This window comes from Bacillus cereus (genome assembly GCF_015071065.1).
In the GTDB taxonomy this organism is placed as follows: domain Bacteria; phylum Bacillota; class Bacilli; order Bacillales; family Bacillaceae_G; genus Bacillus_A; species Bacillus_A cereus_BA.
The window spans coordinates 1-20,510 of sequence record NZ_VOVA01000028.1 but is presented as its reverse complement, the minus strand read 5'-3'; the positions used below and the strand labels follow the sequence as shown (position 1 = coordinate 20,510).

The following is a 20,510-nucleotide window of genomic DNA, read 5'->3' as shown; positions in this document are numbered from 1 at the left end:
TAGCACTTATGACGGTATTGGTATTCGTATACTTGTAATTAAAATCTCAATGCCGTATTCAGGCGTAATCAATAGCCTTAGCGTTTTAATATAATTAGAAGAAAGAGAGAAGGAAATTGTTTTCTTCTCTCTTTTTATATTCCAAAAATGTCTTAAATATACGATAAGCTTCGTCATTATTTTATTTTTTGTTTCTTATTTCAACAAATCCAGTGTATGTAAAAGCAATCCTTTGTCACCTACATCACCGTGACCAGGTACTACTAATTTCATATTTTCATATCGCTTCAACACATTTTCAATCGATGTGGACCACTCATTTACATACGCATCAGCGACATTGCCCAAATTTTTCGAGTCAGCTGATTTTACTAAACAGCCTCCAGCTAGAATTTTATATTGAGGTAACCATACTACAATATTATCTTCTGTATGTCCTTTACCTGAATAGAACGTTTCTACTTTCATATTCCCAAACTTCATATTCGTAGTCGTTTGTAAATCTCCAATCGGCTCTTCATATCCATTTTTCTTTGCTAGTTCAGCAGTTAAAGCCGTACTATGTGCTTTAATTCCTTTTTCTTTTAACGTTTTAATACCACCAATTCGATCAGCATGCGCATGTGTAATAATGACATCCGTTACTCGCTTCTGAAATTTCTTTTCTACCATCTCTATTAATTCTTTCGTTAACTTATCATCCCAAGAAGAATCGACAAGTACTAACCCTTTAGAAGTATTAAGAACTAGACCGTTCGAAGGAACTGCTTCTCCGTTAAAATAACCTAACTCCGTATGAACCCAAACATTTTTGTTTAGCTGAGAAACTGAAATTGTTCCGGTCTCATTTTTTATTACTTTTTGCTCTACCTTTCGTTCTGCTTGCACAGAAGAAATTGTGCTAGCAAATTGAATTGCTCCTAGTAAACTTACACATACCCCTACTTTTAATAACGAATTCTTTTTCATTTCCATCCATCCTTTCGTTCAAACTAAATAGTTATTACCTATAATAGACAATTCATCTCAAATGTTTGTTCCATCATTTCTTACATATTTTTCATGTGATTAATAAAAAAGCGTACAAAATTTTGTACGCTTTAAAACTTAACTTTCCTTTTACCATTCACGTTTTTTATTAATCATCATTTTTTCTTCAAATGCCTTCTCTAAATCAATTTCTAACTTGTTTGCTAAATCACATACATTCCAAATTACATCGAACATTTCTAAACCGATTTCTCTTTTTGAATCTTGTATTTTATCACGCTTTAATATAACTTCCGCTAATTCACCTAATTCCGCCATTGCATACATCGTACGCTCTTCAATTGTTGTATCTTGAAATCCTTTTTCTTTACTGAAATTTGATACATATCTCTGGAATTCCACAATATTCATACTTAATCTCCCTTCATCACAAATACTCCGTTTTTCTATTACACTTAAAATCAAAATTGTATTTTGTTAAATTATAACATTCATACTATAATTTATTTATAGTCCATTAATGGAGGTGTTTACAATGACTCTCTTCGCTTCTCCATCATTATTCATACTAGCAATCATTTCATTTGCACTAGCTTATTTTATTGGAGTAAAACAATACACTTGGCTCTTATCAGGATTCAATGAACGCCGCGTGCCGGATAAAGTGAAGTTATCAAAAATAGTTGGTCTTTATAATGTAAGTGCTGGTGTTATCGCTACTATCGGTAGTGTCTTCACTACGCCTAATATCAAAATCATTATTCCTATCATTGTAATTGGACACGTTATAATAGCCGTATATGTAAATACACGTATGGTTCAGTAAAAAAAAGATCCTCCAAATGGATGATCTTTTTCATAATTTATCGACATATTGCTTTGCTTCTAGTATTGAAAAACCAAATGCTTCTCTTACTCTCTTAACTGCTGTAATCGTTTTTCCATCTTCCACAAGCTGACGCAATTCTTTATTAATCTCAGGTTCTCTTTCTACAATTCCCATTTCTTTCGTAATTAATTGTAATCTATCTTCCATCCTCTTTAAACGCGCATCATTTTTCTTTTCGATTTTATTTAATTTTTCAACGATATACATAAATCCAAAAGCCACAATTGGTATGACAATCCAAAATTCCATGACTGCTCCTCCTCACTAGCTTTCATATGTTTTATTTAAGTAACTTATGTAAATTTTACCACATAACACATTTAATGTATAATAGTAATATACAACATTGTTGATAAAACCTTTTATTTTAGGGGGACACTTTATGAAAAGATTTTTGAATACGTTACTGCAATTTGTAGTTCTTTCAATCGCACTACATTTATTATTTGATATAGCTGGCTGGCTTGTTTTCAATGCACCAATTGAAAACAAAAAAATCATTATTTCCTTTATAACAGCCACATGGCTTATGTACATGCATCGAGATAAATTCCTTCAATTTTTACCTCCAACTAATTTCAAATAAAAAAACAACACTTTATCAATAAAAGATGAAGTGTTATTTTTTCTCTTTTTCTATTACAATCCATCTTTTGTTCCATTTACAACACTCTTCTCTATTTACTTACTGTATAATAAAATTAATATTCTGTTTTTTGAAGAAAGGAGCAACTATGAACTTAAAAAGTAACCATATATACGAGAAAATGAACCAATATTCCGTTGCCGGGTTAAGCCTTGCTGTTATACGTGATAGTAGACTTGATGAAGCGACTGCTTTCGGAACACTTGAATCTAAAACAACTAGAACTGTCACTACGGATTCTATATTCAATTCTTGTTCTATTAGCAAATTTATCACCGCCATACTCACACTAAAATTATGTGATCAAGGCATAGTACATTTAGATGAAGACGTAAATGATAAACTCACATCTTGGAATATCCCTACTAATATATTTACTTCACAGAAAAAAATCACGTTGCGAAACTTATTAAGTCACCAATCTGGAATCATTGATCCGCCTAATAGTTTTGAACATTATAAGCTAGAGAAAGGAATACCTAAAATTCCTGAACTCCTTTCTGGTAGAACATTATATTGCCCAGTACCTATAGAAATGAATTATGAACCAGAAAGTGAATTTCATTACTCAGACGCAAACTTTTGTATAATCGAACAACTACTAGAAGATATTACGGGGAAATCATTCAGTCAGTTACTAGAAGAGCTTATCTTTCAGCCACTACAAATGAAAAATAGTACAATCTTCTCTCCTGAAGGCATAGATAAAACCGATGCTTTTGCTTGCGGGCATAATAAAGATGGAACTGTAACAAATGAGAAGTATCCATTTTATCCATTCGCAGCTACTTCAGGCATTTGGACAACACCAACTGACTTATCAACTTTAATTATTGAAATCATTCATTCCTTACAGGGAAATAGCAAACTAGAACTTTCTCAAAAAACAGTACTAGATATGATTTCTCCTCAAGGCTGCTCAAAATGGACTGGGTTAGGTATTTTTCTAGATGATTCTAATGAAGACTTACAAATTTATTCTCTCGGATGGGGCGTTGGATTTCAATGTATGATGGTATGTAATCCATACCGCGGTAATGGCGCTGTTATTATGACGAATTCCGATTTAGGTGTCCATCAAAAGGATGGGATTATTGGTGAGATTCTAAAAATGTTATCCTTATAATGAACGAAACAGATATAAAGAAAGAAGCTGATTCTCCCAGCCCCTTTCTTTATATCACATTTTTCACCACAATTTTAATATGTTCTGGTGCGATAATTTCCGTTATACTTTCTTGGAAATCTTCATGCAACAGTTCTCCAATATGTTCTAACTGCACTTCGACATGTGTGCATTCTAAATTATGTATGTTTAATAGTGCATAATGATCTTTCTTCTTAATTACTAAATATTGATTTTCTTCTGTTATGAGTACAGAACCTAATCGTATTCCTAGTATACGTTGATCATCAAACTTCACAATCTTTTCCCCTTCCCAACTACGAATGTAATTGCTATACAAAAAACCTAATTTAAGGAAATGAATCTTATATAGACTATATCATACTTTACTAAAATATAAATATCATATTTTCTTTCGATAAAAATCCCTATTTTTTGTATATTTCGATACAAAAAACTTTCTCAACACAGAAAAAAGAATTTTCAGTTTTTTATTTCATGAAAATCTATTATAATAAAGCTAATAAATGTTTGACCTCTCCTAATTCATGTACATATGGATGATCAGTAGTAGTTGCTACTGATCTATTTTTTGTTTTTTCTAGTGATTTTTTTGTATTTCAGAGAGTAAAAACGCTGCATCCTTTCCTACACCACAAATAAGTGCAGAACCCCTTTGAGATTGCCACGGCAATCCAATATAATACAATCCTCTTACTGGACTCATTCCCTTTGTATGATTAGGAAATCCATTCATATTCACTGCCTTTTCTATTTCAATCCATTTATAATCTTGAACAAAACCAGTTGACCATATAATACTTTGTGCATTATACGTGCCACCCTTCTGAAACATAATATTATTTCCTGATGCACTTATCACTTTCCCCTGTAGTTTTATTACTCCACTACGAATAAGTTCCTTACCTTCAAAACCAAAAATGGGATCCTTTCTCTTCTGAAACCACCTTCCTCTCTTTGTATGTATTTCGGCATACAATAAACCAAATTTTTCTAACCAATTAAAAATGCTTTTTCTAAAAAGATGTAACGGTAAAAACGTTACAGGATGACTTATAGCCATTGTAACCTCATGAGTTTTTGCAAGTTCTACTGCTATTTGCATTCCTGAATTCCCGCCACCTACTACAAGTACTTTTCCCTTAGGAACTTGTGATGGTGATTTATATTGTGATGAATGTATTTGAAAAATATGTGATGAAAGATGTTGTGAAAATGAGGGGATGAATGGTTGCTGAAAACCACCTGTTGCAATAATAACTTTTTTCGATTGTAAAATTTCTGTAGAAGTGTGTAATTCAAATATTTCTTTCTCTTTTCTTATTTTTAAAACTTCAGTTTGTAATTGTACTGATAACTGAAAATACCTTGCATATTCTTCTAAATAATTTGCAACCTCATCTTTATATGGAAACCCATTTTTCTCTCCTAACAATGCCATACCTGGCAAGCTACTATATATCCTTGGTGTAAAAAGTTGTAGTGATTCATAACGTTCTCTCCATGAGTCGCCAATTCGGTTTCCCGCCTCAAGTAATAAGAAACTATATCCTTCCTGCTTCAAGTAGTATCCCATTGTTAATCCAGCTTGACCAGCTCCAACGATAATTGCATCTAGCATCTTTTGTCCTCCTCCCTAAACATATGAATGTATGCTCATGTGTTCATATATTTAATCATATGATTTATTTCTCAATAATTCAATCTGTTTAACAGAATTAAAAAGAGCAGTTCACTACTTTACGAACTACTCTTCGTTCCATTCATTTAATCCTTAACTACACTACTCAATCTATGAAAACTTGTATATTAAACACTTCAATTTCTACGCTTTTTCCTCATACAATGTAATTCTATTTGAAAATGGATCTATTACTGTTAATTCGATTGTATCCCATGGTGTTTTCTCTATACTAGGTTTTGAATAGGCATACTCTTTACTTAATAATACAGAATGATAACCCTTTACATCATCTATTTTGACCCGAATCGCACCACCTGGCGAAGCATCACCATGATGCTCAGATAAATGTATTACAATACCATTTAACGAAACTTGCATATACAATGGCATATTGTCCTCATACCGATGTTCCCAATCCAATTTAAATCCTAAAAAATTAAAGTAAAACAACTGAGCCTTTTCAACATCAAAAATTCTAAATATAGGTGTAATCATCTATAATTCCTTCCTATTTATATACATCCGCCGCCAATTCCCGCAAAACATCTACATTCATCACTTCAAAACATCCATTATTTTTCTTTATAATCTCTTTATCACAAAACGTATTCAATGTGCGCAATAAATGCCGATAACTCGTTCCTAGCAATTCAGCTGTTTCCGTTAAATTTCCACTAAATACAATTCTATTTCCGTGCTGAACCGCTCGTTCCCCTGCCGCTAACATGTAACTCGCAAGTCGATTTTCAAGCGGGTATAGTAAATTAATTGTACTGTTTTTTGACAGTCGATTTAATTTATTGGCTAAAGAACCGCAAATGCATCTTAAAAATTTCGCATCATGAAATAATTGGTTTCTCACTTTCCCTAAAGGTAAGCCAACACAATAAGAATCTGTCATGACTTGTACGTTTGAAGCAATCTTTTGAGAGTGAATTAACTCCACATCTCCTAGTAACTGCAAACTATCATAGAAACATAGCAATACAGATTTCCCATTACTTAATGTATTAAACGCTTTCGCTTTTCCTTCAACAAAGAAATATAAATAATCTATTTCTTCATTCTCCCTACAAATGAACTCATTCTTTTTAAAAAATATAAGTTCCATATACGACTTCATATCACTACTAAAAAATGAATCAATATTATTTTGTTTCATATACTCTGCTAATTTATTAGAATTACATACTTTCTTCATAATCCCCCACCTTTACAACTACTCCCCATTGTAATCAAAATTTTCTTCTTTCACTATGACATATGTCATAGTAATACACAATTTCAGCGTGATACAGTCATTACAAATACGAAATTTAAAGGGGATATTATATTGTATAACTTTCTTTCTGTCTTTATTGGTGTGCTCATTGCCATTATGCTCCCATTGAATGGGATTTTATCTGAGTTAATTGGAAATTATACAGCGAGCGTTGCCATTCACCTTGTAGGTTTGGTAGCAGTTGTTATCGTTTTAATTATTAACAAAAATAAAATTCGTTTTGAGAACGGAATTCCACTTTATTTATATAGTGCCGGAGCCATTGGAGTTTTCACAGTACTTTTTAGCAATATAAGCTTCTCCGCTCTTGGTGCCTCTATTACCATCGCATTAAGCTTACTCGGTCAATCCATTGCTTCTATTGTTATTGATCATTTCGGTTTATTAGGAATGAAGGTTGCAAAGTTTGAACAGAAAAAATTAGTCGGATTATTATTCATCTCTTCTGGAATTATAATCATGACAATTTATTAATGGAGGCAAGAAAATGTTATATATTACTATCGCTATTTTAGCTGGTGTTTCTATCGTTGTTTCTAGAATTATTAACGCGAATTTAGCAAAGAAAATTGGGAATTGGGAAGGTACATTTTTCAATTATATTACTGGATTATTTTTCTCTATGTTATTTTTAATTTTCAGTTCAGATTCATTGTATATTCCTATTCACACGTTACAATCTATTCCTATCGCTGTATACTTAGGCGGATTAGTTGGCGTTATCGTCATCTCATTATCAAACTATATTACTCCTAAAATATCAGCATTTTATTTAACGTTACTCATCTTTATCGGACAATTATTTACGGGGACTGTCATTGATTTCTTCCTATCAAACGAACTCTCAATCGGCAAAATTGTCGGCGGAATTTTCGTATTGATTGGGCTTACTTACAATTTACTCGCTGATCGCCCTATTACTTCTGTGAAGAATAACCACGTCCAATTATAATACTTTACGCTTACCTATCATATATTAATAGAAAAGCTCTTCAAATGAAGTAATAGAGAGGAGAATACCCTATTAAGAAAATCATTTTACTGCTAGGTAGCGCATTCATTATTTTTGGAATCGTATGGTTTTTAAACTCTGGAAAATCTATTCAAGATCTCTATACAACAAATAAACCGAAGAAAAAAGCTACTATTATTTCAACTCAAAGAGACCCAAATGAACCCCCTGTCTTTTTAGGAAAACAGGAAATAAAAGATATACATGTAGAGTCAATTAAAACAAAAAAATCTATCTTCCTTACAAAAACAGATGAATTAAAAACATTCATTAACAGTATGGATACAGCAAAAAAAGGCGATTTAACGCTAGATGAAGAAGGTGCAGATTTAGTAGATTGTAACATGTGGATTACTTTCCAAGATGGGACTTACAAACAATATTTAATTTGGATAGTAGATAACAATAGTAGTGAAGTTATGATTGCCCATCAAAACACTACTGATGACGTAGATCTTACTTATTATCAATTAAATGAAGGCAATTCGAAAAAAGTATATAACTTATTTAAAAAGGTTATTTAATAAAAAAGTCATGAGCTAGTAGGCCCATGACTTTTTCTATTTATATATATTCAGGGAACACTTTACAGCTCTTTTCCTGCTCCATATCATGTCCAAAGAAAACAATTGGGTTCTCTTTCATCACAATTTCTTTTAAACGTTTAATGGAAGATAAAGCTAATTCCGAATCAAACCCCGCAAACGGCACTTCATCTTCAAAATTTTCTTTCGTATAAGATGCATCAATCGTTAATAACACAGGACCGGATTTTTCTGTCTCAATTAATAGCGACTGATGCCCTGGAGTATGGCCTGGTGTATGCAATAATTGAACACCTGGTACGACTTCATAATCGCCTTCAATGATTTTGTAGTTTAAATTCGGCAGTATACATTCTTTCAAATATTCTTCGCTATGCTGCGCTGCCTCATATTCAGCACGCTGTACAATGATCGGTGTATTTGGAAAAGCACCATTTCCTCCCGCATGATCAAAATGCAAGTGGGAGCTAATAATATAAAGAAGGTCGTCCGGCTCATATCCAACGCGTTTTAAAATATTCACGATTCTATCTTCTTCCGTCATTTTCGGTAAAATCTGGCCTTCAACAAATGTACCGTTAAAAAGACCTTCATTATTAACTGCACTTTCTGGCATACCTGTATCTACTAAAATAGGCCCCTCTTCTGTCTCCAACAAATAGCACCATACAGGTAAGTTCAATAAATTTCCTGGTGTGAGCGTACTGTTAACAGAAGAATGATCTAACATACAACGGCCTGCTGGAATGAAATAAAGCTTCTTTACTGTCATTATGTATCCACCTTTACATTTAGTTTTGAATAAAACAATACAGTAAAGAATTCCTCTTGTTAGAAATAAATTCCTTCTCACTTTTCATCGTTTCAGCTATTATTTTTGAGTTGTTCACAACTTTTCATTACATTGTCAATTATTATTCTTTACTCTCCTAGCAATTGAGAATAATAAAACATCTGTTTGTATTTTGAAATAAGGTTCGATAATTTATAAAAAAATCCGATGAGTTATAGGATTTTCTTATTTTGTAGTTAACTAAGAAAGTGCTTTAAGGAATACAGATACAAACAATAGTTTAAGATTGAAAAAGAGTACACGCTTAAACGAATTTTAGACATAAAATAACCGACTACCTACATGTTGAGAACAAGGAGTCGGCTATTCTGCTTATTTATTATTGATTTGCATGCTCTTTATATATGGTCAAAGAGGATCCTCAAGGGTAATATACTAATTTAGATTCCATGCTTTTTCACTGTAATATTTCCGTTATGTGTGTTTAATTTAATTAGATTTTCTCCTTTTCCAATAACCGCATTCCCATTATATTTATCCAAGATATTCGCTCTGCCATTGTCGACAGAAACATTAAATTGAACATTAGTTGGTTCTTTTTCGGTTTCAATATTGATTTTTCCATTGTGAGTCGTAAAATTGAGATTTCGATCAAGTTCATTTGTTTTAAGAGTAAGACTTCCATTCTTAGATTGCCCCTCTATTTCACCTTCAACATGCTCTAGCATAATTCTTCCATTATTCGATTTCACATGAATATTTTGTGCTTTTATATCTTTAAATTCCATAATTCCATTATTTGCTTCCGCAATAATTTTTTGCGAATTGATCTCTCTTAATTCAACACGCCCATTGTTTGTATTGATATTCAAATGGGCTGTGTTTAGTTTTTTTGCAGAAACGTAACCATTACTATTAGAAACTTTTAATGAATCATATTGTTTTTCAGGCAGATAAACATTTAATGTTAATGGGGCCAATACTTCAGAAATGTCGAAATTGAACCATCTCTGTTGTTTTTCTTTGTAAGAAATGAGAAGCGTTGAATTTTTATCATCCGTAGCTAACGTTCGTTTTATGTTAGGATTAACTTTCCCATCTAATGTTATTTTAATGTTACTATCTGTTGTAGGATAGGTGTTAACACGAACATTATTCGTATCGATAATGACGCTTGACACATTATTATTGTTAATGACCTTTTCTTCTGAAATTGGTACTGCAGCAATTGAACGAAAAGTGAGTAGACTTCCTATAATCCCGATAATGAAAATAATACCTGCAATGATGGAAAGATTCTTTTTATTTATCATGCTTAAAACCACCTTTTACTAGTGCTATATTAAACTTTAAATAACGAACAAATCCATTCTTTGCTAACTTCGTTAAAGATAACATAGCAATTACAATGAAATATCCAAGTCCACAAAGTGCTAAAGAAACGAAAAGGTTAAAAAGCAAGAATGTATTTGGATGCAAAATAGTATCTACAATAACAAGCAGTGGTGAACCTAAAAATGAGATTCCTAGAACCCATCCCGAAAAAATCAGTGCTGCTAATGTAATTGCAGGTCCAAGCACTATTACCAAATTGAAAAAACCTAATCCAATTACTGCCCAAATTGCCCGAAAAACATTTCCTGTTGTTGCACTTGCTGTTACTTTCTCAAGATGATAATCCGCTAATAACTCTTTGGCGATTTGAGCTGGAGAACCTAATGAAGCTGTAATTTCTTCTTCGCTTTTCCCTTCCTCTAATCCGAAAGTAAAATGCTCTTCATAATCTTTTAAAATATCTGCACGCTCTTTTTCAGATAATCTTTTTAGAGATGCATTTAATTGTTGTAAAAATTTATCTTTCGTCATTACGTACACCTTCTTTAATTAATTGATTGACACCCTGTGAGAACTCATTCCATTCATCCAAAAGTTGGTACAAATACGTTCTACCTTTATCTGTCAGTTTATAATACTTCCTTGAAGGTCCTTCTGAAGACTCCTGTAAATACGTTGTAAAATATTCTTCCTTCGTTAATCTACGAAGGAGAGGATAAACGGACCCTTCTGATATTTCAATTTGATTGGAAATATTTCGAACTAATTCATATCCATAACGATCTTGCTTGTCGAGTAATACAAGCACACAAAGTTCTAAAACTCCTTTTTTAAATTGTACATTCAATATTCAATCACCCTATTCTAATTGACGTTTACTACTATTCATCGTTCAGTACCATTTTATAATAAGTAGCTAATAGATATAATATAACACTCAGTATTATTCATTGCAAGGTACACTGGAAAAATAAGTATAACTTAAAAATAATGATTCGACGCTTATAAAATCAAAATGATGGCTTTTCTCTTTCAATTAAGGAATTCTAAATGCGGTTTATTCAAAACTTTTATAAAACGGAAAGGAGTCCACTTTTTTACATAACGACACTTTATCCACTATAATAAAAAAAGAACAGACTCTTACTTTGATGGAGGGAATAAAAATGAAAGCAATTGGTTTACATGAATACTTACCTATTGAAGAAGAAAACAGTTTAATTGATATTGAAGTTGAAAGACCTGTTGCGACAGGAAGAGATCTACTTGTTAAAATTAATGCGATTTCCGTTAATCCAGTTGATACAAAAGTTCGCTCTCCGAAAGATAAAAAAGAAGATGTAGCGAAAATACTTGGCTGGGATGCTAGTGGTATTGTCGTACAAACTGGCGAAGGTTGTACGTTATTTAAAGAAGGCGATGAAGTATTTTACGCTGGAAGTATTACGAGACAAGGTACATATAGTGAATACCATCTAGTTGATGAAAGAATTGTTGGTAAAAAACCAAAAGCTTTAAGTGATGCCGAATCTGCAGCAATTCCTTTAACAGCCATTACCGCATGGGAAGGTTTGTTTGAACGTCTAGGGATTGATTACTCTAAGAAAAGTGAAAACACATTTAAAAACATTTTAATTATCGGCGGAGCTGGTGGTGTTGGCTCGATTGCTATTCAGTTAGCTAAATGGGCTGGACTAAACGTAATCGCAACCGCATCCCGCAACGAAACCATACACTGGGTTGAAAAATTCGGTGCCGATTATATAGTTAATCATCACCAACCTTTAAAAGATCAAATATTAGAATTTGGGCTAAAAGATGTAGATTATATCTTCTGCTTAAACAATACTGATCAACATTGGCACGCGATGGGTGACATCATTAAACCACAAGGAAAAATTTGCTCTATCGTAGAAAATGAACACCCTCTTGAGATGGGGATTTTAAAAAGTAAAAGTGCTACATTCGTTTGGGAGTTTATGTTTACAAAAGCGATGTATGAAACTGGTGATATGATTACGCAGCACGAACTATTAAATAAAGTAAGCGAGCTATTAGATGAAGGTATTCTAAAGACTACTTTAAATGATACGTTAACACCAATTCATGCAGAAAACCTTAAAAAAGCACATGCATTACTTGAAAGTGGACGTACAATTGGGAAGATTGTATTAGAAAAGTTTTAATAACAAAAGTCCGATTTCTAAATAAGAAATCGGACTTTTTTATTACCTTTATTTACTTGAAATCTCTTGATCATTTTGAACGTCTAACGGAGCTCTCTTCCCTATTCCAAAAGCATAGAAACTAATTGTTACGATGGCTAAGAAAACAATACCTACAATTAGTGAAATACGAGTATCATCGTTAAACCACATACCGATTAATACCATAATTAAAAAGGCAATTGTTAAATAGTTTGTAACAGGAGCAAATGGCATTTTGAATGGATGATCTTTCATCTCTGCTCCCTTTTCTTTTCTAAAACGGATTTGACTAATTAAAATGACAAACCATGGCACCATACCAGGAAGTACACTTGCACTATATACATATACGAATAAGTTTTTTGGTGCAATATAACTTAAAACAACACCAACCGCTAAACCGATAATTACACCAACTGTACCGAATAAAGGTACACCATTTTTAGATATTTTTGCAAAGTATTTTGGTGCTTGTCCATTTACCCCTAATGTATAAAGCATACGTCCAGCACTATAAATACCACTGTTACAACCAGACATTGCCGCTGTAATAACAACGAAGTTAATAAGTCCCGCAGCTGCCGTAATACCAACCTTTGCAAAAGTTGCTACGAACGGACTACCAATTGAACTTAATTGATCCCAAGGATAAACAGTTACAATTACGAAAATAGCACCAATATAGAAAATTAGAATACGCCAAATTGTACTTTGAATTGCTCTAGTAAGTGTCTTCTTCGGATCTTTCGCTTCACCAGCAGTAATCCCGATTAATTCCACACCTTGATATGCCCCAACTACAAGTGATAGTGCAAAGAAGAATCCTGAAAAACCACCTGTGAAGAAACCGCCGTTTGCCCATAGATTAGATATACCAATTGCTTCTCCTCCGTTCCCAATTCCGAAGAAAATGAGACCGAATCCGGCAATAATCATTAATAAAATAGTAACAATTTTAATCATTGCAAACCAAAATTCAAATTCACCAAATGACTTAACCGAAATTAAGTTAGCAGCACCAAGAATAACCATTGCGATAACACCTGGTATCCAAGCTGGTAAATCCGGGAACCAATACTTCATATACGCCCCAACTGCGATAATCTCTGACATCCCAACGATAACCCACTGGAACCAGTTACTCCACGCTGTCATATAACCAGCTAGCGGATGAATATACTTGTGGCCAAATGTCGCAAATGAACCTGTGCTTGGCTCCATATACAACATTTCTCCCATGGCACGCATAATGAAGAAGATAAAAATACCTGCGATTGCATATGCAAGCATTACTGACGGACCTGTCCATTTAATCGTGCTGGCTGACCCCATAAACAAACCAACACCAATTGTTCCGCCTAAAGCAATCATTTGAATATGACGTGCTTCTAAACCTCTTTTCAATTCTTTGTTTGCCACTTCACTTCCCCCTCTTAGATGTTTCATAGCCGCATTTTAAAGCAAGATACTTTACCCTAATTTCTCTTTGGTCTGAAAATGATGAAGCGAGTATCATTTTTAGCGCACTTAAAAATTGTTCTTTACTTCTTATTAAGTTGTAAAAGCCTCTTCATTTTCCTCCCTTTGTAAAATTGTAAAATTGCTTATTTTATAATAATTCATTTATCTGAAAAATACAATTACTTTTTCTGGTAGATTGTTATATGTGAATCGAATACAATCCGTTACTATATTAGTAACTAACAACATAAATTCAATATAATTGAAATTTAAAGGTTTTTTTCCAAAAAACTCTATTGAATAATAAACTATTTTAATTCATTTTTATTCAACAAAATCCTAACTATCGCTCCTCTATACACTCCTATTTGTTTCGCTAACTTTATTCCTGTACGTTGTTTTTCTTTAATTATTTCTCAAAGGACCTGCTCATTCATCATTTAAAAGCATAAAGTAACGTAAACCCGTTAAAACAAAAGAGTGACACAATGTTTTCCCCTCTTACGTAAAGGAGGAAGTATTATGGGATATGGTGGTAGTTGCGGTGGAGGCTGTGGTTTTGGTGGCGGATTCGCCTTACTAGTTGTGCTCTTTATCTTATTAATCATAGTTGGAGCTAGTTGCAGCGGATTCAGCTGCTAAAAAGAAAGAAGAATTTCCAGATAGCATGGCATATGAAGCATAATTAAACGAACATAAAAAAAGCCGTCTCCACTAAAGGAAACGGCTCTTATCCTTACTCCATATATACATAGGATTCATTTGCTGTTATATAGTATGTTTTACCCTTACTATTGTGATAATCCATTAACAATTATTTTCGCATCAATTGTAAATCCTAACCCTACATCTACAGAACCAGCGACATCTTTCCCCTGCCAAGAAGGGTATTATTGAAACGTAGATTATTAACCTTAGCAACAACACGCTTACCTACAAAGGGACTCCACAGTAATTTCTCCTATTATATATATAAATCATGCTTAGTTAAATTGGTTTGATTTTATAAGGAGCTAAAAACCTCTAAATGTTTATTTTATAATTACATAAATAATCCTAACACCTCCAAAATTTGATATAATGATGCAGTTATTAATAGCAATCAGGGAGATATACAGCATGAACTATACACATATGCCAAAAGAAATAGGAATGGTTAAGCGGACTCCATTCGCTTCGATACCGAAGAAGTTCATCGGTATTGGTAAGATTGTTAAAAAACAAACAAAAGTGGAGCGCCCTACATTAACCCAAGACGAACAAGAAATTATTGAGAACAAGTTATTATGTTCATTTCTTTCTGAAGAGAAGATATCGATTACTTATTATAGAGATGGTCATTTGCTTACTAGATATGTGACTGTAACTGATATAAATCCGATAAAGAATTTAATAACTTGCACTGATGAATCTTATAGCAGAATTTTCCTTAAATTTATAGATATAATTGATTTGAGATAAAAAACATACAGTTTTTCAAATATAGCTGGGAATAAAAATGAAAGAATCTTATATTCTAGGTTAAATACAGATAGAGCAAAAGTGTAAGTTCTTGTGAGAGTTAGCAAGATAAAGGCCATTTGTTTATGTTTTGGACTGTCTGTTATGGTTATCGAATTTACAAATACAAAAGAGGAACAGAATTCAATAGAGAAAGCTAAGGAAGCATTTAGATAATAGTTGAAAACGCCCGATTAAGGACGGCTTCAACTATTATCTCACTTTGATATATTCATACCACCATTTACCACCTGATCAAGTATCCATCCACCAAGTAATCTTATCTAACTCTGTATTAGGTAGGACATCGGTTTGGATATAACATAGTCCAGAAAGTGAATCAACATTAACGCTACCTTTTATTCCTCGTTCTGCCATAGCTTGAATAGCTTCATCTAAGGAGTTAGTACCGAATCCACCTGACTTAACGTATTGATATCCACCATTAGAACCGCCGTTTCCTTCACCATTCCCAACAGTTTTTCCCGTTAGAGCGTATAGTCATAATCCCTCCTTATGGTAATTCCTTTTGTAAATCTTTTTATTTGAATGTATAATTGTATAAAAAGTTCTAAAACTTTGAATCGAGGTGAAAAGCATGAGAAGTTTTGGCTCATTAATGACCTCTACTATCTGCTCAATAATCCTTATAATTTGGAATGCCTATTCCTTCTATGATGGATTCACAATGGGACATACGTATTACTGGGTTAATGGCATCGCAGCTGTTATCTTCTTTCTATTCTTTATCGTAAACATGCGAGAGATCAACAAGAAAAACTATAGAACCTCATAACAATAGGAGTTGATACATATGTGGAAAAAAATTAAGAATTATAGATTGAGCTTAAAAGATTTAAAGTTCATGTTATGGCTGTTCGGTATTACATGCTTTATATACAGCTACAATTTCATTGTAGGACTTGCTTTTTCCCACAAATTCCAAGTTTATGATTTAGGTGGTGCTATAGCGACATTCGCCGCATTTATGGATACTAGAAATAGGGTTAAAAATAAAAATTATAAGGCAGCGTAATATAAAAGGGATTCTTTGCGGTTCCCTTTTTTCTATGCAAAATAAAAAAGTAGCGGATTCACTACTTCTAATTAATTGTAACTTCATATTGTTTTCTCCATCTCTTTTTCGTTTTAGGGGGTATTTTGTTTTGATAGCTTGATAGCGATGGGGTACTACCAACAAAACGCGGAAAACATACCCTAAGAGAATTTCTGGATGAAAAAAACGATTTTTCCTACGCTAAGGGTAAACGTCTCTTTATCTCTTATTAAGATAATGTAGTTAGTTCAAAAAGACCAATCCATTTGATAGACTTAATACTAACAAAATAGCTTTGAGGGTCCCACCAAAAGAATGACATAAAATTCACGTTATGACCATTTTGCTATGTGGAAAATGGCGGGAAACTGGGGAGAACGCCTAAAATTAATAAGTCTAAAACTGATTTGATACTCGAGTTACTTGAACAGGGAAAAACGAAACAGGAGATTGCTGATTTTTTAAATGTTGACAGAACTACTATTTATCGCACATTAAAACGAAAGGATTATTAGACAATTTATTGATAACAAGTACCATCTATGCTTCTGTAGAATATATCCATTTCTAAAAAATTTGCGTTCTTACTTAAAGACTTTATCACAACAAAAGGAGCTAAATTATAGATATTAGCTCCTCTTATTTGTAAATTATTTAATTATAAAGGATACGATTACTAAAATAACAAGCAGAATTCCGCTTAATAATTGTCCTATTCCAGAACTCTGTCCATTAATTAACAAATTGAAAAGATTTTTTCTTGTTTGGGTTTTTCCTACGAATGCATCATCTTTTTTCATTCTATATACGCCCCATAAGATTAATACTATTCCAAAAAGGATACCGAATAATTTTAAAGCCATTATATTTACCTCCGTTGATTATGTATATATTGAATTTTTTCTCAATCATTTTTTAGTTGTTGTTACAACTATGAACAACACTTTCTTATCATATCTAAAAATTTATTATTATTTCTTATGATCTTATTATTACATTTAAACATTAAACAAACTATCTACTAACCTTACATAAAGATGACAGTTCTGTAAGGTTAGTAAAACAAACAAGCTATCTACAAAAGCCTTTGTTTCTTGTTGTAAATATATATAAATACTTTACAACCTCCGTTACGGTTGCGTCATTTTCCCTGATAAGTAGAACAAACATTTTAACAATATGATACTTAGGCATATTAGCTAATAAACTTTATGAACTTATATTTTTTATTCAATCTAAAGAAATCTTTCAGCAAATATACAATTGTTATGATCGCCATTATCCCATTAACTGTAAGAGCTATTTCAACCGATAATTAACAATAAAGGAGTGGTAGCTAAGATACCTATCCAACCAAAAGCATTTTCAACAAACCAAGGTAAAAATGGCAGGGATGAAGAAAATATAAATAGATTCAAAACTAAAAGAAATAATTGTACGAGAGATAATCTTATATGTAGTTGTTTCATTTTGTTACACCTCTGATACCATACAAATTTAATAATGTCTTATTTTTTAATGGTGGTCATTTTTGTACAGTAAAGAATTCTCAAGGCCTCATAGCATGATTTCAATTGGGTAAAAATATCTATGTTTTATTCAGTCTCAAAGAATCGAATTGGAAGCAATAATAGGGAGTATACCTAAAAAAACTAAAACGGATCATAACATGGAAAATAAACTCAGTCCATGTCATAACCCATTTTTATACGTATAGGCTAACTTTTCAAACTATCATTATGTTATTACATTTTATGTCCCCATTGGTCAAAGTGATAATCTTTACCGTCGATTTTAAACCAACCGTCTGCATAAAGGGAACCATCTTCTCTAGCACAATACCAAAGGTATCCGTATGCAAGAGGAATAGGTCTATATCCCCCACCAACTTGGAACCATCCTGTTTTAGCTGCCCCTTTCTCATCGAAGTAATAATACTTACCATCGATAGTTTGCCAGCCTGTTTGTGCTACGCCGTTATTGTCAAAATGGTATATCTTACCATCTGTTTTTTCAAACCCTGCTCGTTTAGCTGATCCGTCTTCATGAATATAATATCTTTTTCCGTCAATGTCTCTATAATCATTGAACGTGTCATTGAGACCATTTGTGAAATAGTAGTTCTTACCGTCTATCACTTTCCAACCAGTATAGGAAATTCCATCTTCTAAACTATAATATGCCAGTGTTTTCTCATTTTTGTTGATCCCTGTTTTCAAAATCGAACCGTCTTTATTAAATGCTAATATTTTATTGTCAAACTTAACATTAATAGCGCTGTCTATAACTTTTCCATTTAGATTAGAAACTCTCTCAAGCACACCTTTGTCGGAAAAGTGAAGGATGACCTTTTGATCTTCTAGACGTAGTATTTCATTTTTAAGGGCCACAGTACCTTCGAAATAATAAATTTCACCATCGATTTCCCGCAAACCCTTTTCAATAAGTGCTCCAGAAGCATCGGAATAGGAACGACCATCATAGCCACTCTTACTCCATACTGATCGTTGCAAAGCGCCAGAATCATCGAAAGTATAAAACTTACCCTCAATCCGTACATCAGCTTTATTTCTCGCCGTAGCTAATTCGCCATTAGACGGATCAAAATAATAAGTCTTCCCCTTAATGTCTTGCCAGCCTGTCAAAAGGGCTCCTTCAGCATCTGAAAAATAATAAGCAGAACCTTGGTTTACCCAACTGTTCTTTATTACATTTCCAGAAGAATCTTTTGCAATCCATTTAGTAGAATCTTTTTCATCAGCTACAACCTGTACCTCGTCATACTTCTGTTTCTCATTTTCTTTACCCGGATACCACTCTATTAACCAATTGTTAATTTCATTGTTGCTTTTATCATCGAAACGAATTTCAGAGTAGAAACGCTCACCAGTACCGAACTTTGAAGTATGCCTATCACCAGCTAAACTTACTCCATTCTTGTTATTCAAACGGAACTGAAATGTACCAGATTCAGAATTTTCTATCTGAACAAGTTCGAACACTTCATCATCGCCAAGCGAATCGGAATATTGAAGTTCGTTTCCTTCTTTTCCTGAAAGATATTTTGAACCTGTTTTTACGATTACTTTATTCGTTCCTTTTTTATAAGGGATAATTTGATAAGGTTTACCATCATTTAGTCTAATGTATGGCAGTAGCAGACCTGTCTCTATGACTTTCGTACGCTCCGCCAATACATCAGATAATCGATCATAAAAATCTGCACGAGCTTTAGGATCATTATTAACATAGTTGTCAAGGACTTCTTTATCTACTGGCTTTGAAGTCAACGTTATCAATCTTTTTTGCTCATCTGATAATTTATTTGCTATCTGATCAAATAGATAATCTGAATTTCTAGCAATCACCGTCCAATCGCCAAAGGAGTCGCCGGAATATTTTTTGTAAAGTGGCCCAAGAAATCTTGGGTTTTTACCAGATGCTTTTTCTACAAATGCATGTTGGCCTTGATTTATCACAACTCCGGTCTTTCCTTCGTTTAATTGTGCTTGTGTAATGTAAAGAAGATCGTGTTCTGAGATATTTGCTGCATTAGGGTTTAAATCTATAATTGCACCTGCATCAGTAATTTTAAGCTGCTGCCCAGATTTTAGTTGATGAGTTTCAATTCTTCCATTTGGATAGCGTACTTTAACTTGTTTAACAAAATTCAAATCACCTCGTGTATGATACATAGAAATATTAAATTCCCCAGATGTAAAACTAGGAGCCTGGTAAGTTTCGTTTTCTGCATATACATCAATGTGAGTGCCAGGGTCTCGATCCCCTGGACTTATTCCAAGTGCTTCATAAGTGTTTGCTACAGCACCTAATACAGTAATACCTATATCTACTACCGCACCTATCCCTGCGCTAGCCTTATTTTCTGCAATCGGTGCCATAGAAAAAAGAATTCCTAATGCTGCTGTTGCAGGGATTACCTTCTTTCCAATTCCTACAGG

At 33.2% G+C, this 20,510-nt stretch carries 27 protein-coding genes and 2 pseudogenes; 12 read left to right on the top strand and 17 right to left on the bottom strand.

The genetic code is table 11. The features are described 5' to 3' along the window. Positions 1-195: 195 nt before the first annotated feature. Positions 196-969 carry a BcII family subclass B1 metallo-beta-lactamase gene (bla2, locus tag FT637_RS27705; RefSeq protein WP_193648983.1) on the bottom strand — a complete coding sequence of 258 codons (774 nt, stop codon included), beginning with the start codon at positions 967-969 and terminating at the stop codon, positions 196-198. A gap of 150 nt (positions 970-1,119) precedes the next feature. Continuing rightward, entirely contained in the window at positions 1,120-1,401 is a 282-nt protein-coding gene (locus FT637_RS27700; protein ID WP_002199805.1) for a MazG nucleotide pyrophosphohydrolase domain-containing protein, read from the bottom strand. A 124-nt stretch (positions 1,402-1,525) separates the two neighbouring features. Between FT637_RS27700 and FT637_RS27695 the strand changes: the two genes are divergently transcribed. Continuing rightward, positions 1,526-1,816 (top strand): DUF3784 domain-containing protein, encoded by a 291-nt coding sequence (locus tag FT637_RS27695; RefSeq protein ID WP_193648982.1) that lies wholly within the window; start codon positions 1,526-1,528, stop codon positions 1,814-1,816. 30 nt (positions 1,817-1,846) lie between these two features. Here FT637_RS27695 and FT637_RS27690 read toward each other — a convergent pair whose 3' ends face one another. Continuing rightward, positions 1,847-2,128: a hypothetical protein gene (locus tag FT637_RS27690; RefSeq protein WP_193648981.1), complete on the bottom strand. Its 282-nt coding sequence runs from the start codon at positions 2,126-2,128 to the stop codon at positions 1,847-1,849. Between the two features lie 133 nt (positions 2,129-2,261). Here FT637_RS27690 and FT637_RS27685 point away from each other — a divergent pair, with 133 nt between their 5' ends. Beyond that, the gene (locus FT637_RS27685; protein ID WP_193648980.1) at positions 2,262-2,465 is read left to right on the top strand and encodes a hypothetical protein; all 204 of its coding nucleotides are present in this window, start codon (positions 2,262-2,264) and stop codon (positions 2,463-2,465) included. Between the two features lie 148 nt (positions 2,466-2,613). Continuing rightward, positions 2,614-3,651: a serine hydrolase domain-containing protein gene (locus FT637_RS27680; protein ID WP_193648979.1), complete on the top strand. Its 1,038-nt coding sequence runs from the start codon at positions 2,614-2,616 to the stop codon at positions 3,649-3,651. Positions 3,652-3,700: 49 nt separating this feature from the next. On the opposite strand, the gene FT637_RS27675 is transcribed toward FT637_RS27680, so the two are convergent. The 4 genes from FT637_RS27675 to yeiL all read right to left on the bottom strand — a co-directional run bounded on the left by FT637_RS27675 (position 3,701) and on the right by yeiL (position 6,557). Further along, positions 3,701-3,949: a hypothetical protein gene (locus FT637_RS27675; protein WP_193648978.1), complete on the bottom strand. Its 249-nt coding sequence runs from the start codon at positions 3,947-3,949 to the stop codon at positions 3,701-3,703. A gap of 303 nt (positions 3,950-4,252) precedes the next feature. Continuing rightward, on the bottom strand, positions 4,253-5,293 hold the full coding sequence (locus FT637_RS27670; protein ID WP_193648977.1) for a flavin-containing monooxygenase: 1,041 nt from the start codon (positions 5,291-5,293) through the stop codon (positions 4,253-4,255). A 204-nt stretch (positions 5,294-5,497) separates the two neighbouring features. Continuing rightward, on the bottom strand, positions 5,498-5,851 hold the full coding sequence (locus tag FT637_RS27665) for a glyoxalase superfamily protein (RefSeq protein ID WP_193648976.1): 354 nt from the start codon (positions 5,849-5,851) through the stop codon (positions 5,498-5,500). 13 nt (positions 5,852-5,864) lie between these two features. Then, entirely contained in the window at positions 5,865-6,557 is a 693-nt protein-coding gene (gene yeiL / locus FT637_RS27660) for a transcriptional regulator YeiL (protein ID WP_193648975.1), read from the bottom strand. Between the two features lie 132 nt (positions 6,558-6,689). Between yeiL and FT637_RS27655 the strand changes: the two genes are divergently transcribed. The 3 genes from FT637_RS27655 (at position 6,690) to FT637_RS27645 (ending at position 8,174) form a co-directional block, all read left to right on the top strand. Then, complete coding sequence (locus FT637_RS27655; RefSeq protein ID WP_193648974.1) at positions 6,690-7,112, top strand: DMT family transporter; 423 nt, start codon at positions 6,690-6,692, stop codon at positions 7,110-7,112. A 13-nt stretch (positions 7,113-7,125) separates the two neighbouring features. After that, positions 7,126-7,590 (top strand): DMT family transporter, encoded by a 465-nt coding sequence (locus FT637_RS27650; RefSeq protein WP_193648973.1) that lies wholly within the window; start codon positions 7,126-7,128, stop codon positions 7,588-7,590. Between the two features lie 89 nt (positions 7,591-7,679). Then, positions 7,680-8,174, top strand: coding sequence for a hypothetical protein (locus FT637_RS27645; protein ID WP_193648993.1), 495 nt, complete (start codon positions 7,680-7,682; stop codon positions 8,172-8,174). Positions 8,175-8,214: 40 nt separating this feature from the next. Here the strand turns inward: FT637_RS27645 and aiiA are convergent, their stop codons facing one another. From aiiA to FT637_RS27625, 4 genes are all read right to left on the bottom strand, one after another. Beyond that, a complete protein-coding gene (gene aiiA / locus FT637_RS27640) occupies positions 8,215-8,967 on the bottom strand; it encodes a quorum-quenching N-acyl homoserine lactonase AiiA (RefSeq protein WP_193648972.1) in 753 nt (250 codons plus the stop codon). A 461-nt stretch (positions 8,968-9,428) separates the two neighbouring features. Continuing rightward, on the bottom strand, positions 9,429-10,301 hold the full coding sequence (locus tag FT637_RS27635; RefSeq protein ID WP_193648971.1) for a DUF4097 family beta strand repeat-containing protein: 873 nt from the start codon (positions 10,299-10,301) through the stop codon (positions 9,429-9,431). Then, on the bottom strand, positions 10,291-10,854 hold the full coding sequence (locus FT637_RS27630) for an HAAS signaling domain-containing protein (RefSeq protein WP_193648970.1): 564 nt from the start codon (positions 10,852-10,854) through the stop codon (positions 10,291-10,293). Before FT637_RS27630 ends, FT637_RS27635 begins: the two co-directional genes overlap by 11 nt. Beyond that, positions 10,841-11,170 (bottom strand): PadR family transcriptional regulator, encoded by a 330-nt coding sequence (locus FT637_RS27625; protein ID WP_098543033.1) that lies wholly within the window; start codon positions 11,168-11,170, stop codon positions 10,841-10,843. Before FT637_RS27625 ends, FT637_RS27630 begins: the two co-directional genes overlap by 14 nt. Before the next feature lie 319 nt (positions 11,171-11,489). On the opposite strand from FT637_RS27625, the gene FT637_RS27620 reads away from it, so the two are divergent. Further along, positions 11,490-12,509, top strand: a complete 1,020-nt coding sequence (locus FT637_RS27620) for a zinc-binding alcohol dehydrogenase family protein (protein ID WP_193648969.1) — start codon at positions 11,490-11,492, stop codon at positions 12,507-12,509. Positions 12,510-12,557: 48 nt separating this feature from the next. Here FT637_RS27620 and FT637_RS27615 read toward each other — a convergent pair whose 3' ends face one another. After that, on the bottom strand, positions 12,558-13,949 hold the full coding sequence (locus FT637_RS27615) for an amino acid permease (protein WP_193648968.1): 1,392 nt from the start codon (positions 13,947-13,949) through the stop codon (positions 12,558-12,560). Between the two features lie 564 nt (positions 13,950-14,513). Between FT637_RS27615 and FT637_RS27610 the strand changes: the two genes are divergently transcribed. After that, positions 14,514-14,633, top strand: coding sequence for a YjcZ family sporulation protein (locus tag FT637_RS27610; RefSeq protein WP_044740489.1), 120 nt, complete (start codon positions 14,514-14,516; stop codon positions 14,631-14,633). 94 nt (positions 14,634-14,727) lie between these two features. Here the strand turns inward: FT637_RS27610 and FT637_RS30200 are convergent. After that, positions 14,728-14,937, bottom strand: a pseudogene (locus FT637_RS30200) (N-acetylmuramoyl-L-alanine amidase); the annotation flags it as partial. 173 nt (positions 14,938-15,110) lie between these two features. Here FT637_RS30200 and FT637_RS27605 point away from each other — a divergent pair. Beyond that, positions 15,111-15,452, top strand: a complete 342-nt coding sequence (locus tag FT637_RS27605) for a YolD-like family protein (RefSeq protein ID WP_193648967.1) — start codon at positions 15,111-15,113, stop codon at positions 15,450-15,452. 294 nt (positions 15,453-15,746) lie between these two features. On the opposite strand, the pseudogene FT637_RS30195 reads toward FT637_RS27605, so the two are convergent. After that, positions 15,747-15,992 (bottom strand): annotated as a pseudogene (locus FT637_RS30195) (N-acetylmuramoyl-L-alanine amidase C-terminal domain-containing protein); the annotation flags it as partial. Between the two features lie 97 nt (positions 15,993-16,089). Between FT637_RS30195 and FT637_RS30190 the strand changes: the two are divergent. From FT637_RS30190 to FT637_RS27590, 3 genes are all read left to right on the top strand, one after another. Next, positions 16,090-16,287: a hypothetical protein gene (locus FT637_RS30190; RefSeq protein ID WP_227493991.1), complete on the top strand. Its 198-nt coding sequence runs from the start codon at positions 16,090-16,092 to the stop codon at positions 16,285-16,287. A gap of 18 nt (positions 16,288-16,305) precedes the next feature. Then, a complete protein-coding gene (locus FT637_RS27595) occupies positions 16,306-16,527 on the top strand; it encodes a hypothetical protein (protein ID WP_193648966.1) in 222 nt (73 codons plus the stop codon). 371 nt (positions 16,528-16,898) lie between these two features. After that, positions 16,899-17,063: a helix-turn-helix domain-containing protein gene (locus FT637_RS27590; RefSeq protein ID WP_319805975.1), complete on the top strand. Its 165-nt coding sequence runs from the start codon at positions 16,899-16,901 to the stop codon at positions 17,061-17,063. 135 nt (positions 17,064-17,198) lie between these two features. On the opposite strand, the gene FT637_RS27585 is transcribed toward FT637_RS27590, so the two are convergent. The 3 genes from FT637_RS27585 to FT637_RS27575 form a co-directional block, all read right to left on the bottom strand. Continuing rightward, complete coding sequence (locus tag FT637_RS27585) at positions 17,199-17,411, bottom strand: hypothetical protein (RefSeq protein WP_001185471.1); 213 nt, start codon at positions 17,409-17,411, stop codon at positions 17,199-17,201. A 441-nt stretch (positions 17,412-17,852) separates the two neighbouring features. Further along, the gene (locus FT637_RS27580) at positions 17,853-18,017 is read right to left on the bottom strand and encodes a hypothetical protein (protein WP_193648965.1); all 165 of its coding nucleotides are present in this window, start codon (positions 18,015-18,017) and stop codon (positions 17,853-17,855) included. A gap of 276 nt (positions 18,018-18,293) precedes the next feature. Beyond that, positions 18,294-20,510 (bottom strand): N-acetylmuramoyl-L-alanine amidase family protein (locus FT637_RS27575; protein ID WP_193648964.1); only part of this gene is annotated, 2,217 nt, incomplete at its 5' end.